Origin of the sequence: Mycolicibacterium cosmeticum (genome assembly GCF_000613185.1) — a bacterium.
Classification (GTDB): domain Bacteria; phylum Actinomycetota; class Actinomycetes; order Mycobacteriales; family Mycobacteriaceae; genus Mycobacterium; species Mycobacterium cosmeticum.
In genome coordinates, this window is sequence record NZ_CCBB010000003.1 from 1,075,433 (window position 1) to 1,089,012 (window position 13,580).

Annotated in this window: 14 protein-coding genes; 9 read left to right on the top strand and 5 right to left on the bottom strand. The window is 69.6% G+C overall.

Features of this window, described 5'->3' with window-relative positions; translation table 11 throughout:
• The first annotated feature begins 4 nt into the window (after window positions 1-4).
• From BN977_RS24345 to BN977_RS24365, 5 genes are all read left to right on the top strand, one after another.
• Window positions 5-1,030 (top strand): MadB family AAA-type ATPase, encoded by a 1,026-nt coding sequence (locus BN977_RS24345; RefSeq protein ID WP_024454325.1) that lies wholly within the window; start codon window positions 5-7, stop codon window positions 1,028-1,030.
• Entirely contained in the window at window positions 1,027-2,520 is a 1,494-nt protein-coding gene (gene madC, locus BN977_RS24350; RefSeq protein WP_024454326.1) for a MadC family VWA domain-containing protein, read from the top strand. Before BN977_RS24345 ends, madC begins: the two co-directional genes overlap by 4 nt.
• 150 nt (window positions 2,521-2,670) lie before the next feature.
• Complete coding sequence (locus tag BN977_RS24355) at window positions 2,671-3,849, top strand: iron-containing alcohol dehydrogenase (protein WP_036404310.1); 1,179 nt, start codon at window positions 2,671-2,673, stop codon at window positions 3,847-3,849.
• Complete coding sequence (locus BN977_RS24360; RefSeq protein ID WP_407661208.1) at window positions 3,846-5,201, top strand: MadS family sensor histidine kinase; 1,356 nt, start codon at window positions 3,846-3,848, stop codon at window positions 5,199-5,201. The genes BN977_RS24355 and BN977_RS24360 overlap by 4 nt, the downstream gene beginning before the upstream one ends.
• Window positions 5,198-5,854, top strand: a complete 657-nt coding sequence (locus BN977_RS24365) for a MadR family response regulator transcription factor (RefSeq protein ID WP_024454329.1) — start codon at window positions 5,198-5,200, stop codon at window positions 5,852-5,854. The genes BN977_RS24360 and BN977_RS24365 overlap by 4 nt, the downstream gene beginning before the upstream one ends.
• On the opposite strand, the gene BN977_RS24370 is transcribed toward BN977_RS24365, so the two are convergent.
• From BN977_RS24370 to BN977_RS24385, 4 genes are read right to left on the bottom strand one after another with little or no spacing between them, the layout of a single operon-like run.
• Window positions 5,851-6,327, bottom strand: coding sequence for a DinB family protein (locus BN977_RS24370; RefSeq protein WP_036402128.1), 477 nt, complete (start codon window positions 6,325-6,327; stop codon window positions 5,851-5,853). The two genes, BN977_RS24365 and BN977_RS24370, sit on opposite strands and share 4 nt — an antisense overlap.
• Window positions 6,324-6,887: a cytochrome b gene (locus BN977_RS24375; protein WP_051561866.1), complete on the bottom strand. Its 564-nt coding sequence runs from the start codon at window positions 6,885-6,887 to the stop codon at window positions 6,324-6,326. The genes BN977_RS24370 and BN977_RS24375 overlap by 4 nt, the downstream gene beginning before the upstream one ends.
• Entirely contained in the window at window positions 6,874-7,956 is a 1,083-nt protein-coding gene (locus tag BN977_RS24380) for a catalase family peroxidase (RefSeq protein WP_109790280.1), read from the bottom strand. Before BN977_RS24380 ends, BN977_RS24375 begins: the two co-directional genes overlap by 14 nt.
• Before the next feature lie 45 nt (window positions 7,957-8,001).
• Window positions 8,002-8,223 carry a hypothetical protein gene (locus BN977_RS24385; RefSeq protein WP_051561868.1) on the bottom strand — a complete coding sequence of 74 codons (222 nt, stop codon included), beginning with the start codon at window positions 8,221-8,223 and terminating at the stop codon, window positions 8,002-8,004.
• Between the two features lie 100 nt (window positions 8,224-8,323).
• Here BN977_RS24385 and BN977_RS24390 point away from each other — a divergent pair, with 100 nt between their 5' ends.
• Both BN977_RS24390 and BN977_RS24395 read left to right on the top strand, forming a co-directional pair.
• Window positions 8,324-9,046 carry a response regulator transcription factor gene (locus tag BN977_RS24390; protein WP_024454334.1) on the top strand — a complete coding sequence of 241 codons (723 nt, stop codon included), beginning with the start codon at window positions 8,324-8,326 and terminating at the stop codon, window positions 9,044-9,046.
• Window positions 9,047-9,048: 2 nt separating this feature from the next.
• Complete coding sequence (locus tag BN977_RS24395) at window positions 9,049-10,152, top strand: HAMP domain-containing sensor histidine kinase (RefSeq protein ID WP_024454335.1); 1,104 nt, start codon at window positions 9,049-9,051, stop codon at window positions 10,150-10,152.
• Here BN977_RS24395 and BN977_RS24400 read toward each other — a convergent pair.
• Window positions 10,133-10,918, bottom strand: a complete 786-nt coding sequence (locus BN977_RS24400; RefSeq protein ID WP_024454336.1) for an IclR family transcriptional regulator — start codon at window positions 10,916-10,918, stop codon at window positions 10,133-10,135. The genes BN977_RS24395 and BN977_RS24400 overlap by 20 nt on opposite strands.
• Window positions 10,919-11,085: 167 nt before the next feature.
• On the opposite strand from BN977_RS24400, the gene BN977_RS24405 reads away from it, so the two are divergent.
• Both BN977_RS24405 and BN977_RS24410 read left to right on the top strand, forming a co-directional pair.
• Window positions 11,086-12,576: a mannitol dehydrogenase family protein gene (locus BN977_RS24405; protein ID WP_024454337.1), complete on the top strand. Its 1,491-nt coding sequence runs from the start codon at window positions 11,086-11,088 to the stop codon at window positions 12,574-12,576.
• Window positions 12,576-13,580, top strand: coding sequence for a zinc-binding dehydrogenase (locus BN977_RS24410; RefSeq protein ID WP_024454338.1), 1,005 nt, complete (start codon window positions 12,576-12,578; stop codon window positions 13,578-13,580). The genes BN977_RS24405 and BN977_RS24410 overlap by 1 nt, the downstream gene beginning before the upstream one ends.

A 13,580-nucleotide genomic window follows, 5' to 3' on the forward strand; every position in this document is an offset into this window, starting at 1 on the left:
CGAGATGACCGCTGAGACGGTCCGCACGCTGGACGACCCCATCACCTTCGGCAGCGCGGCCGAACTCTCCACCGCGCTGCGCCAACAGGACTACATCGCCGACGACGACTTGGCCACGGTCGTGCACCTGGCGACCGCGCTGGACCGCCCGTTGCTGTTGGAGGGACCGGCCGGGGTGGGCAAGACCGAACTGGCCAAGGCGCTGGCCGCGGCCGGCGGCAGACGCCTGATCCGCCTGCAGTGCTACGAGGGTCTGGACGACAACCGCGTGCTCTACGAGTGGGACTACGCCAAGCAGCTGCTGCACGTACAGCTGCTGCGCGACCGGATCACCGCCGCCACCAACGGCATCGACGATATCGAGGAGGCGTCCCGGTATCTGGCCGAGCGGGACTTCGGGCTCTACTCGGAGGCCTTCCTCTCGGTGCGGCCCTTGCTGGAGTCGGTGCTGTCCGAGCAGCCGGTGGTGCTGCTCGTCGACGAGGTCGACCGCACCGAGGAGGCGATGGAGGCCCTGCTGCTCGAGGTGCTGGCCGAGCGTCAGGTCACCATCCCCGAGATCGGGACGTTCGTCGCGCGCTCGGTGCCGTGGGTGGTGCTGACGTCCAATGACACCAGGGAGCTGTCCGCGGCGCTGAAACGCCGGTGCCTGCACTACCACCTGGATTTCCCCACCCCGCAACGGGAACGGGCGATCGTCGGGGTCCGCGCCCCGCATGTCGAGCCGGCGGTGGTGGCCGGTGTGGTGGAACTTGCGCGCATGCTGCGCGAGCTGCCGCTGCGCAAGAGCCCGTCGATCTCCGAGGTGATCGACGCGGCCCGGGCGGCCGCCATCCTGGGCGCCACCGATGACGGGGTGCTGCTGTCGGCGCTGGTGAAGTTCAGCAGTGACCGCGATATCGCGGTGCGGCACCTGACCTCCACGCCCGAGCAGCCGGCTCCGACCGTTCCCGCCGAGCGCGCGACCGTGGCGTCGCGGCCGGCGAACACCACCACCGCGGCCTTCCGTGGGCGCGGTGGCCGGCGATGACACCGTCGCAACTGCTGGACGCCGTCGCCGCGGCGTTCGGTCAGTTGCTGCGCCGCGCCGGGGTGGCCACCTCACCGGCCGAGGTGATCGAGGTGCGCCGGGTGCTGGGCCTGCTGGGCGCCGCCGACCGCGAGGCGCTGCGTGCCGCGCTGCGGGCCACCTGCGCGAAATACGGTCGTGAACAACGAGGTTTCGACCGCGCGTTCGAGGCCATGTTCGGTGACGCGGTACCGGCACACCACGAACACGAGGCGGGCCCGAGCCGTGCCCACACCGGCTCGGGCCTGCCCGACCAGCTCGACATCGACGAGGATGCCGAGGTCGGTCGGTACGCCGAGTACAACGAGCGGGCCGCCGAGGTGGGGGAGCACTTCGATACTCCGGAGGCCGACAAGGGTTTCAACCCGCACAAGGACGACGACGACTACAGCGTGACGGGGGCCGACGACCACCTGAGCGTGTCCGCGGAAGCCGATGAGGGCCGGCGCGGCATGCGCTACACCGTGGAAGTGGATCGGGCTGCCGCCGCCGTGGCCGGCGATCTCGCGGACTCGGTGGCCCCGGTGGTGGCCGGGTCGCTGAGCTTCGACGATCCCGATTCCATCCTGGCCTGGCTGGACGCCTACGACCCGAGCCGCACCTACGGCGGTGAGGCCGGTGAGCCGTTGACGGCCGAGCAGTTGAGCCAGCTGACGCAGGCCGTCGAGGGGTTCGTCGCGGCGCTGGCCGAGCGCAGCGGGCTCACCGCCACGGCCGACACCCCGGACACCGCCGCCGACACCGGGTTGGCCGCCGATATCGACCTGGCCTGCCATGAGGTGCTGCGCCGGATGCGGGGCGCACCGCGACCGCGCCCCCGCGAACGCGGCAGGGGGCGCCTCGACATGCGCCGCACCAGCCGGGCCGCCCTGCGCACCGACGGGGTGCCGTTCCACCTGGTCATGCGCACCCCGCTGCCGGACCGGCTCCGATTGCTGGTCATCGCCGACGTGTCCCTGTCGGTGCGCCCGGTGACCGCCTTCACCCTGCGGCTGGCCCAGGCCCTGCACCGCCGTGCGCACCGCTGCCGGGTGATGGCCTTCGTCGACCGGCCCGTCGACGTCACCGAGATCCTGCTGCGCGCCGGGGGTGACGACGCGCTGGCCGCCGTGCTGGCCGAGGGCCAACTGGACCTGCAGGCCAGCAGCGATTACGGGCAGGTGTTCGGCGAGATGCTGCGCGGCCAGGCCGATGCCCTGGATTCCCGCACCGCGGTGCTGATCGTCGGGGACGGCCGCAGCGGCGGGCTGCCGCCCGGCGTGGACCGGCTGCGGGCGCTGCGCCGGCGGGTGCACCGGCTGGCCTGGGTGACGCCCGAGCCGCACCGCTACTGGCGTCAGGCCACCTGTGCGATGCCGGACTATGCCCAGGTGTGCGACAAGGTGGTGGTGGCCGGTGACGCCGACGCGTTGTTGGCCCGCGCCGCCGAACTGGCACACGCTCTGTCTTGAGTTACCTACCCGATCGGGTAGGTCCCCACCCTGTCCACCTGCACGTTGGTCAGACCCACCGACCGACGTAGGGTAGGTGTGTTACGTGGATCACACAGCAGGGAGTGGGCGGGCGAGGTGATAGCGCAAGCGGAGGTGGCACCCCTCTCGGTGCCGACGACCCGGGGCGACGGCCTGCCGAGTCGACTGCTGAAGTTCCACGCACCGGAGATCGTGTTCGGGCTCGACTCGATGGCCGAGGCCGCCCACGCCGCGCTGCGCCTGGGCGGGCTGCGGCCGCTGCTGGTCACCGATCCGGGGCTGATCGAAGCCGGCTGGGTCGATGAACTCGTCAGGCATCTGCGGGACCAGGGCGTCGCGGTCAAGGTGTGGAGTGCGCTGACACCCAACCCGAAGGACCACGAGATTACCGCGGGCCACGATTTCTATCGAGCACACGGATGCGACGTGCTGATCGCCCTCGGCGGTGGTTCGGTGATCGACGCGGCCAAGGGCATCGCCATCCTGTCCGCCAACGGCGGCGACATCCTGGACTACGCCGGTGTCGACAAGGCGACCATGCCGATCCCGCCGCTGGTGGTGTTGCCGTCGACTTCGGGCACCGGGGCCGACGTGTCCCAGTTCTGCATCGTCACCGACACCACCCGCAACACCAAGATCACCATCCTGGGCCGGGCCCTGGTGCCCGATATCACCGTCATCGACCCGCGGTTGCTCACCACCATGCCCGAATGGCTCAATGCCGCAACGGGTTTGGATGCCCTGACGCACGGTATCGAGGCGTTCGTCTCGCTCGGGCACAATCAGCTCACCGACCACCACGCACTGCGCTCGGTGGTGATGGTCACCGAGAACCTGGTCACCACCATCGAACGGCCGCAGGACATGTCGGCCCGGGTGCTGATGGCGCAGGCGGCGCTGGAGGCCGGCCTGGCCTTCACCAACGCCATCCTGGGGGCCGCGCACGCGATGAGCCACCAGGTCGGCGGGCTGCTGGACCTTCCGCACGGTGTCATCAACGGCGTGCTGTTACCGCATGTGGTGCGGTTCAACGCCGAAGCCGATCCGGCGCCGTTCGCCACCATCGCCGCCTGCCTCGGGATCGCCGACCAGCGGGCGCCCCAGCTGGAATCGGCGCTGGCGCTGGCCGATCGGCTGCAGGATCTGGCGCGGCGGGTGGGGGTGCCCCGCGGGCTGGCCGAACTCGGGGTGCGCGACGAGGACGTGCCGGTGCTGGCGCACAACGCCATGGCCGACGCCTGCATCACCACCAATCCGCGGGCCGCCGACGAGGCGCAATTGCGGGCCTTGTTCCGGGCCGCGCTGTGACTTCCGGTTCGCTGCGGCGCCCGGCGCCGGACCTGGAGCGGCTCACCGGGGTGCGCTCCGGAAAGGGCACGTTCTACCCAGAGTTCCGGGTGGCGGCGCTGCGCACCGAACGGGTCATCGCCGCGCTGGACGCCATCTCGCGGGCCCTGGTGCAGACGGTCAACGGGCCGGAGAACCTGGTCCGGGCCGTGGCGGAGGCGGCCCGTACCCATCTCGGCGCGCAATGGGTGCTCATCGCGCTCGCCGACGGTGCCCTGCCCGAGGCCCGCCCGCGCCACCTCATCCTGGATGCCGAAGGGCACGCCTATTCGTTCGAAGGGCTCTCCGGTGCAAAGCATCCCGTGCCGCACCTGCCCGACGCCGTGCTCAATCGGCTCAACGACATCCTGCGCGGCCAGCTCGCCCAGTTCCGGTTGCCGGTCATCGAACCACACCACGCACACGTGCCGATCGAACTCGACGGCGGGGTGATCGGCGCGTTCGCGGCCTGGACGCCGAGTGATCGCATGCTGGACGGCACCGACGAAACCGTGATGCGGATCCTGTCCAGCCAGACCGCCGTCGCCCTGCACAACTGCGAGCTGTTCCAGCGCGCCCAGACGCTGCTGGCGCAGTCAGAGGCGCGGAACGCCGAGCTGCTGGCCACGCAGCGCGAACTCGGTGCGGCCCAGCAACATCAAGTCCTCGATTCCGAGCGCCACCGGATCGCCCGCGAACTGCACGACAGCGTCGCCCAGACGGTGTTGTCGGCCGGCATGCAGATCGAGGTGTGCCGCAGCGAGATTCAGGCCCGTGCGGGGGACCTGGCCGGATCCGCCGACCTCCTCGACCGGCTGCACACGGCCAAGACACTCACCCGGTCGGCCACCGAACAGCTGCGCTCGGCGATCTACGCTCTCAACCAGCCCGGTGACGCCGGCCGGTCCACGCTGCCCGAGCTGATGGAGCAGCTGGCCACCGTGCACATGCCCGAGGATCTGCGCGTCAGCCTGAAAGTCGAAGGGGCCGTTGCCGAGTTGCCCGGCGAGGTGGAGCATGCGCTGCTGCGGGTGGCGGGGGAGGCGCTGTTCAACACCGCCATGCACGGCCACGCGACCCGCGCGATCGTGCGATTGCGGTACCGGCCGGCCGCGGTGACACTGTCGGTCTCCGACGACGGCACCGGCGACCCGGACAAACTCCGGCTGATGTTGCGGATGGCCGAGGCCCCCGACGTCGACGGACATCACCGCGGCCTGGCCAACATGCTGGCCCGTTGCCGGGAGCACGGCGGCACGTTCGCGGTCCAGCGCTCCCGCATCGGCGGGGTCCGCGTCGTCGCGACCATACCCAGGAAGGGGATTCCCTCATGACGGTGCACACACAAACCAAGGCCATCCGGTTGGCGCTGGTCGATGACCACCCGATCCTGCGGCAGGGGTTGCGGTCGGTGTTGGAGCGCGAGGACGACCTGGTGGTGGTCGGTGAGGCGTCCAGCGAGAACGAGGCGGCGGCGATGGTCGCGGCGGTACGTCCCGACGTCGTGCTGCTCGACCTGAAACTGTCGGCCGGCTCCGACTTCGAGGGATTGTCCCTGTGCGCCAAGCTGTCCGCCGCGCATCCGCAGATCGGTCTGCTGGTGCTCACCACATTCCTCGACGAGGATCTGGTGGTGCGGGCCGTGCACGCGGGCGCCCGCGGCTACGTCGTCAAGGATGTCGACACCACCGAACTGGTCCGCGCCATCCGGGCGATCTCGGTGGGGGAGAGCGCGTTCGACTCGCGCAGCGCCGCCGCGGTGGTGCGCTCCCTGAGCGGCCGCACCGAACCGCGGGAGCAGCTCACCGACCGGGAGATCGAAGTCCTACGTCTGCTGGCAACGGGACTGTCCAACAACAAGATCGGCGAGAAGTTGTTCATCTCGGCGACCACCGCGAAATTCCATGTCAGCAACATCATGCGCAAGTTGCAGGTCAGCCGCCGGGCCGAGGCGGTGTACGCGGCCAGCAAGCGCGGCCTGATCTAGCCCGCGAGGATCTGCTCGCGCAGGATGTCGGCGTGCCCGCAATGATGGGCCAGCTCGCGCAGCACCTGCAGATAGACCCAGCGCAGCGTGCGCGGGCCGGCGGCGTGGCCGGTGGCAACGGTGTCCAGGGGCAGGTCGGCAACGATGGTTCTGGCTTTCGCACAGGCGCTTTGGTGAGCCGCGATGACCGAGGCGATGGTGTCGTCGTCACCGAGCTGGAAGGTCTCGTCCACGTTCTGCACGCCGAGCGCACTGCGGGGCGTACCGCCGACGCACTGCTCGAACCACACCCGCTGCATCCACGTCACGTGCTTGAGCAGGCCGAGCAACGTGGTCGCCGACGGGACGAGCCGCCGGCGCGCCTGTTCCTCGGTGAGACCGTCCAGCGTCCGTTCGATCGCAGTCCGGTAGTCCTCGATGAACGCTTCCAACTGAACACGTTCCGGTTCCAGGGTGGCGTCGAAGGCGCTCATCGGGACCTACTCGGCCACAAGGACATTCGTCTCAGTAGTCCGTCCCGCAACCCCACCGTGTGGAAGGTAACGGCGCAGATGTGGGCGGTGAACGCGGCGAAGAGCAGGTAGGCGAGCACGGTGTGGGTGGTCCGCAGCGCCGCGTACAAGGCGATTCCGTGCGGTGCGATGCCCGGCAGGTGCAGCCCGGGGAACAGCGTGACGGGCGAATCCGCTGCGGACAGCATGGCCCAGCCCACCAGCGGTTGTGCCAGCAGCAGCGCGTAGAGCAGGTACTCCGAATAGGTGGCGATCTTGCGTTCGGCCTTACCCATGGTCGCCAGGAACGGCGGCGGCCGGTGCGTGAGCCGGTTGATCAGGCGGACGACGGCGAACACCAGGATGAGGATTCCCAGCGGCCGGTGGATGGCCAGCAGCAGTGGGTAATACGTGAGCGCGGCGACCATGGTGACGCCGAGGAAGAACTGGCCGATCACCATGACCGCCATCGCCCAGTGCAGCAGCCGGGACAGCAGGGTGAACCTCGGCATCGTGGCGGGCGGGGAGTCAGTGCTCGTCATGGATCACCTCTTCGACGTCGACTTCGCTGGGCGACTTGGGTTCTCGAGCTCGCCGGTTGAACGATTGGGCGTACACGGCAGAGCGTGCCCGCGGTAACGGGTCGTCGGATGCGGCCAGCCCGTCGGGGAGCACCAACGGATCGAAATTGATGTCGCGGGCGTTGCCGGGGGCCTCGGTGGCCAGCCGGTCGATGGTGAGCACACCGGCCTCCACCGTCCGGCGGTCGGCGGGCCATCCGAGGGTGGCGTCGCGGGTGGGATCACCGGGCTGGCCCAACGTCAGCACCAGCCGCCAGGAAACCGGGCCGCGCTGCACCTGCTCGATGAGGGCGTCGAACAGGAAATCGTCGCCTTGCGCGCTGGTGGTTGCCTGCTGCGCCGGGATGAGCGACCACCGGATGGGTGTGGTGTGCCCGTTCTCGGCGGTGGCCAGGAACGCGTTCAGCCCCCAGAACGTGCTGTCGGCGAAGCCGGCACTCGGCGGCGCGGCCTTGATCACCTTCATCGCCGCCGCGGTCTCCGGATGGGCAGCCAGGAACGCCGACATCGCCGCGGGATCGGGTTTGCCGGTCTTGGGATCCGGCTTGGACGCCAGCATCCGGTCGTAGAACCCTCGCGGTGTGCTGTCCGGGAACACCGGGATGTTGACCATCGCGGTGCGCCACTGTTGGCCGTCCGACGTCTGGAAGAGCACCCCCAGCCCACGCACGGTGGCGGGTTGGTCATTCTGGTCGGGCAGGGTGCCCGACAGGGAGAAACGGGCGATCACCGGAACGGTCCCGCTGCGGAAGACGGATGCTCTCGAGACTTCGGTTGCCGCACCGGTGCTGGTGAACGTGCCGGTGGCGGCGACGCCCTTGGCATGGTTGCGGCGGAAGCCGTCGTGGCGGCCGTAGAGCTGTTCGAACCGGTCGGTGAACCGTGCAGCGGTCAGCCGGGGCGGACCCAGCCAGTCCGAGGCGACCGCAAGCCCGCCGGCGCCGGTCGCCACCACACCCGTGACGGCGGCCAGCCCGACCAGGGCATCACGACGATTGAGGCCGAAGCCCCGCTGGTTGTCCTGGGTCATGCTGTCCAGCTTGCCTTCTCCTTGCGTGCTCGTCCTGCGATGTCCTCAGAAAGGCAGGTCGAGCCGGCCGTTGGTGGTGTCCAGCTCGTCGTGGTTCGAACTGTGCAGCCCGATGGAGTAGGGCACCTGGGGGTTGGTGCCGTAGGGCACCAGCGGGTCGCTGTCGGCGGCGGCGACGGGCGCCAGGGCGATCGCAAGGCCGGCCCCGGCGGCCAGCACGCAGGCCAGGGTGCGGGTGAGGGCGTTGGTGAGCGTGGGAATCTTCATGACCCTGACCTTGCCGGGCCTCGGCGATGATTGATTGATCGAATTCTGAAGATTTGATGTAGGTCCGGGCCGGTGGCACCGGCCGGGGCATCATGGAGAAATGCCGGATACTGCGGGCGTGCCGACGCTGCGCGCCTTGATCGTCGACGACGAGGTGCCGTTGACGACGGTGGTGGCCAGCTACCTCGTCAAGAACGGCTTCGAGGTGCACACGGCCCACGACGGTCCCGCCGGGCTGGCGCAGGCCCGCACCGTCGACCCCGACGTGGTGGTGCTCGACGTCGGGCTTCCGGGAATGGACGGGTTCGAGGTGTGCCGCCGGCTACGGATGTTCTCGGACGCCTACCTGGTGATGCTCACCGCCCGGGACACCGAGGTGGACACCGTGGTCGGATTGTCGGTCGGCGCCGACGACTACGTCACCAAACCGTTCAGTCCGCGCGAACTGGTGGCCCGGATCCACGCGATGCTGCGCCGTCCGCGCCGCGCCACCAGCGATCACGATCCCGGTGCGCCGCACCCGCCGCGCTCGATCGGTGCGCTGCGGGTCGACGTCGGCGCCCGTGAGGTGCACCTCGACGAGCAGGAAATCCTTTTGACCAGAACGGAATTCGACATCCTCGCCGCGCTGTCGGCGCGGCCCGGCCAGGTGCTGGGACGCCGGCAACTGATCGAGGCGGTGTGGGGGGACAACTGGGTGGGCAACGACAACATCGTCGACGTGCACATCGGGCATCTACGCCGCAAGCTCGGTGACGATCCGGCGCAGCCCCGCTTCGTCACCACCGTGCGCGGGGTCGGCTACCGGATGGGCAGGGGATAGGGGTGAGGGGCGACGCCGCGCGGTTCGGTATTCGTACCCGGCTGCTCGCGGCCAATGCCGTTGTCGTCGTGGCCAGTATCGCGACGACGATCGTGGTCGCCATGCTGGTGGGTCCACCGATGTTCCAGCGGCTGATGGATGCGGCCGTGCAGCCGGGCAGTGCGACCGACCATCCCTATCAGCGGGCCTTCGAACGCGCGACGACGATGTCGGTGGGCACCGCACTCGCGGTGTCGGCGGTGGCGGCGCTGGGGCTCAGCTGGTACCTGAGTCGCCGGGTGTACCGATCGGCCTCCGAACTGGCATGCGCGGCAACGGCAATCGCCGAGGGTCGCTACGACGTCCGGGTGTCACCCACGGGGCTCGGCAAGGAGTTCGACGAGATCGCCGCGGCGTTCACCACGATGGCGCAGCGGCTCGGTGACGTCGACCGGACCCGGCGGCAGATGCTGGCGGATCTGGCCCACGAGATCCGCACGCCGGTGGCGGTCCTGGAGGCCTATTTCGAAGCGTTGGAGGACGGGGTGCAGACCCTGGACGCGGAGACGATCGGCGTGCTGCGGGATCAGACGCGCCGGCTCACCCGGTTCAGCGCCGACGTCGGCGCCCTGTTCAGCGCGGAGCAGCGCCCGGATGCGATCGAGGCGCGCCCCGTCGAGGTCGGCGACTTGATCACCACCGCGGTGGCCTCGTTCGAACCGCAGTATCGCGCAAAGGGTGTCGGGCTGGACTCCGAGATCCACCCCGGTCTCCCGTCGGTCGTCGGGGACCCGGAACGCATCGGGCAGGTATTGACCAACCTGCTCAACAATGCCTTACGGCACACCCACGGTGGTGATCGTGTCCGGATCGGTGCCCGTGCGGCGGGTGCTGCCGTCGAGGTCTCGGTGTCCGACACCGGCGATGGCATCTCGGCCGAACACCTCGGCCGGGTCTTCGAGCGGTTCTATCGCGTCGACACCGCGCGTGACCGTGGGCACGGCGGTGCCGGTATCGGCCTGGCGATCGCCAAGGCGTTCGTCGAGGCGCAGGGTGGTCGCATCGTCGCCACCAGTGCCGGGGCCGGCCGGGGAAGCACCTTCACGTTCACGATCCCGGTGCGCTAGCCGCGGTGCCACACGGCGCCAGTGAGAATCCCGGCGGAGCCGAGACACTCAACACGTCGCGCAGTTGGTTGCCCAGCGCTTCGAGGCGGTCGGCACCCATGCGATGGCTGGGCCCGGTGACGCTGACGGCCACCGGTCGGCCCGTGGGACGTCGCAAAGCCACACCCACACAGCAGATTCCGGCTTCGTTTTCTTCGCGCTCGGTGGCATAGCCGACCACCTTGGCTTCGGCGACCGATCGGGTGAAGCGTTCGGCGGCAATGGGATCGGCATCGCTGGTGTAGGCGGCCAACAGGGTGTCACCGCCACCTTCGGCGGCGATCATGGCCCGCCCCAGCGCGGTGGTCACGACGCTGACCTGTCGACCCACCCGTGACCACACCCGGATGGTGCGGTCCGGTTCCACCTTGTCCAGGTAGAGCACGTTGTGTCCGTCCAGGATGCCCAGGTGCACCAATTCCTGGGCCTGTTGGCAGATGGCCAACAGCGTGGGGCGGAAGAGCGCGGGCAAGTTCTCCTCCCGGAGGAACTGCTCGACCAACATCGCCGGCCGAGACCCGAGCCGGTAGCGCTGGTGGGCGTCCTGCTCGGCGAAACCCCGGTGCTGCAGCGCTTGCAGGGTGCGGTGGGCGGAGGCCTTGTTCAGGCCACTGGCCTCCACGACCTCCCGCAGGGCCAGCCCGTCCGGACCGGCAGCGGCGAGCAGCTCGATGAGCGCGAGTGCCTTGTCGACACTGCCGACCGGGGCCGCACCCTTGTCGTCCATGCTGCGTCTCCCTTCTGAGTCGCTGTATCCGAGAGCTTGGCACATTTGCCGTGGTGACCCTTGACACAGCTTGGCCCAGCATGTCACCGTAATTTCGCAATGCGATACGCACGGTTCATAATACGGAACGCACCGCGATGGTGTGAAACATCTGGGGGAGCGCAACGATGCGTCGGCTGACCCGCCCGACCACCCCCGACGGCGCCGTGATCGGCGCCTCGGCAAGCCCCGGTACGGGCATGGTGCACCTGGGACTGGGCAACTTCCACCGCGCCCACGCCGCGGTGTACACCGCCCAGGCGCTGGCGGCCGAGACCGGCGATTGGGGGATCTACGGGTTCGCCAACCGCTCACCCGAGGTGGTCGCGGCGATGCGCGCCCAAGACGGCCGATACGCCGTGCTCGAGTATTCCGATCACGGCCGGCGCGCGGGTGTTGTCGACGTGCATCGGGCCCTCGGGGTGCTGGCCGACGAGCCGGACTCTTTCGTCGCGGCCGTCGCGGATCCCCGGCACCGGATTCTCACCCTCACCGTCAGCGAGGTCGGGTACTGCCGGTCACCGCGGACCGGTGCCCTCGACGTCAACCTCGACGAGGTCCGCCACGATATCGCCGACCCCACCCATCCCCGCAGCACCATCGGGCTGATCGCCCGGGGCCTCGCGGTCCGGGCCGCCGGTGGCGCGCCGATCACCGTGCTGTCCTGTGACAACCTGCAGTCCAACGGACACGCCACCCGCGCCGTGGTGACCGAATTCCTGCATGCCAGTTCGGCGTCCGAGGATGTGCTGGCGTTCGTCGCCGACCACGTCAGCTTTCCGAACTCCATGGTGGACCGCATCGTGCCGGCGACCACCGACGAGACGAGAACGGCGGTGGCCGAGCTGCTCGGGGTCGACGATCGCTGTCCGGTGCCGGCCGAGGACTTCACCATGTGGGTATTGGAGGACGCGTTCACGGCCGGCAGGCCGGCCTGGGAACGGGCGGGCGCGGTGCTTAGCGACGAGGTACACGCCTACGAGCTCGTCAAGCTGCGGCTGCTCAACGGATCACATTCGCTGATCGCGTATCTCGGCCTGCTCGACGGTCGGGCCACCATCGCCGAGGCCTGGGCCCAGGACTTCGTCAAGGATGCGGTGCGGGCCTGCATCGCCGCCGACTATCTGCCGACCATCACGTTGCCGCGCGGATTCGACACGGACAGCTATCTGGAATCGCTGTCACACCGCTGGGCCAACGCCGAACTGGGACACCGCACCTCTCAGGTCGGCACCGACGGTTCGGTGAAATTGCTGCAGCGCATACCCGAGCCGGCGTTGTCCGCGCTGCGGGCCGGGCGGGTACCGCACCTGCTCGCACTCACGGTCGCCGGCTGGATCTGCACGGTCGCGCCCCCACCCGGTTTCGATCCCGGGCCGTACGCCGGTGAGGTCCGCGAACCCGCGCGGCACCGGCTCGCAGCGGTGACCCGGGGCGCAACCGGTCCACGCGAACACGCACTCGCGGTGCTGGACAACGGTTTTCTGCCCGACGACCTGACCGCGCAACCGGCCTTCGGCGAGCGGGTGGCCGAGCTGGTGGCGACCATCACCCGCAGCGGAATAACGGCGGCAGCGCGAGAGGCCACCGCGGCAACCGAGGACAGGACAACGCTGTGATGAAAGCCCTTGCCATCCACGGCAAAGAAGACATCCGCTGGGAAAACCGCAGCGAACCCGTCCCGGCCGCGGGACAGGTCCGGTTGCGGGTCAGCTACGTGGGTATCTGCGGTTCCGATCTGCACTACTACTTTCACGGCGCCAACGGCGAGAACGTGGTGCGTGAACCGTTCACACCCGGTCACGAGCTGTCGGCGGTGGTCGACCTCGACCCGTCGGGACGCCACCCGGCCGGTACGCCGGTGACGGTGCACCCCGCCCGGTACGGGCCGCCGGTGCCCGGTCTGTCCGACCGTCCACATCTGCACCCCGGTGGTGACTACCTCGGCAGTGCGGCCACGTTCCCGCACCGCCAAGGGGGTGCCGCCGAACTGCTGGTCGTCGAGGACCATATGCTCCGCCCGCTGCCGGCCGGGCTGCCGTTGCGCCGCGCGGCCCTGGCCGAGCCGTTGGCGGTGGCGCTGCACGCCGTCGCGCTGGCCGGCGACCTCACCGGCCGGCGGGTGCTGGTGATCGGCGCCGGCCCCATCGGCCTGCTCGTGGTGGCCGCCGCGGGGCATGCCGGCGCGACCGAGATCGGGGTGAGCGACCTGAGGCCCGAGCCGCTGTCCAGGGCACGCGCGCTGGGCGCCGTCGACACCGTTCTGGTCGGCCGGGACACCATCGCCGACGAGTCCTACGACGTCGTCTTCGAATGCTCCGGGGTGGGCGTCTCACTCACCCAGGCGGTGCGCGCCGCCCGGCGGGCCGGCACCGTCGTACAGGTCGGCACCCTGCCGAACGCCGAGATCTCGGTCAACCTGGCGCCGATGCTCGGTAAGGAGCTCACCTTGGTCGGTGCGTTCCGCTTCGCCGACGAAATCGACGACGCGGTGGCCATTCTCGCCGCCGACGATCACCTCGACGCGGTCATCTCCCATGCCGTCCCGGCGTCGCACGCCGTCGACGCCTTCACCCTGGCCCGCGACGCCTCGGCCTCGGCCAAGGTGCTCCTGCAGTTCTGA

What these genes read in the sequence shown, in the direction of transcription:
- BN977_RS24345 (WP_024454325.1), top strand. Translation starts at nt 5, where the DNA reads ATGACCGCTGAGACGGTCCGCACGCTGGACGACCCCATCACCTTCGGC.
- madC (WP_024454326.1), top strand. Translation starts at nt 1,027, where the DNA reads ATGACACCGTCGCAACTGCTGGACGCCGTCGCCGCGGCGTTCGGTCAG.
- BN977_RS24365 (WP_024454329.1), top strand. Translation starts at nt 5,198, where the DNA reads ATGACGGTGCACACACAAACCAAGGCCATCCGGTTGGCGCTGGTCGAT.
- BN977_RS24370 (WP_036402128.1), bottom strand. Translation starts at nt 6,327, where the DNA reads ATGAGCGCCTTCGACGCCACCCTGGAACCGGAACGTGTTCAGTTGGAA.
- BN977_RS24375 (WP_051561866.1), bottom strand. Translation starts at nt 6,887, where the DNA reads ATGACGAGCACTGACTCCCCGCCCGCCACGATGCCGAGGTTCACCCTG.
- BN977_RS24380 (WP_109790280.1), bottom strand. Translation starts at nt 7,956, where the DNA reads ATGACCCAGGACAACCAGCGGGGCTTCGGCCTCAATCGTCGTGATGCC.
- BN977_RS24385 (WP_051561868.1), bottom strand. Translation starts at nt 8,223, where the DNA reads ATGAAGATTCCCACGCTCACCAACGCCCTCACCCGCACCCTGGCCTGC.
- BN977_RS24390 (WP_024454334.1), top strand. Translation starts at nt 8,324, where the DNA reads ATGCCGGATACTGCGGGCGTGCCGACGCTGCGCGCCTTGATCGTCGAC.
- BN977_RS24400 (WP_024454336.1), bottom strand. Translation starts at nt 10,918, where the DNA reads ATGGACGACAAGGGTGCGGCCCCGGTCGGCAGTGTCGACAAGGCACTC.
- BN977_RS24405 (WP_024454337.1), top strand. Translation starts at nt 11,086, where the DNA reads ATGCGTCGGCTGACCCGCCCGACCACCCCCGACGGCGCCGTGATCGGC.
- BN977_RS24410 (WP_024454338.1), top strand. Translation starts at nt 12,576, where the DNA reads ATGAAAGCCCTTGCCATCCACGGCAAAGAAGACATCCGCTGGGAAAAC.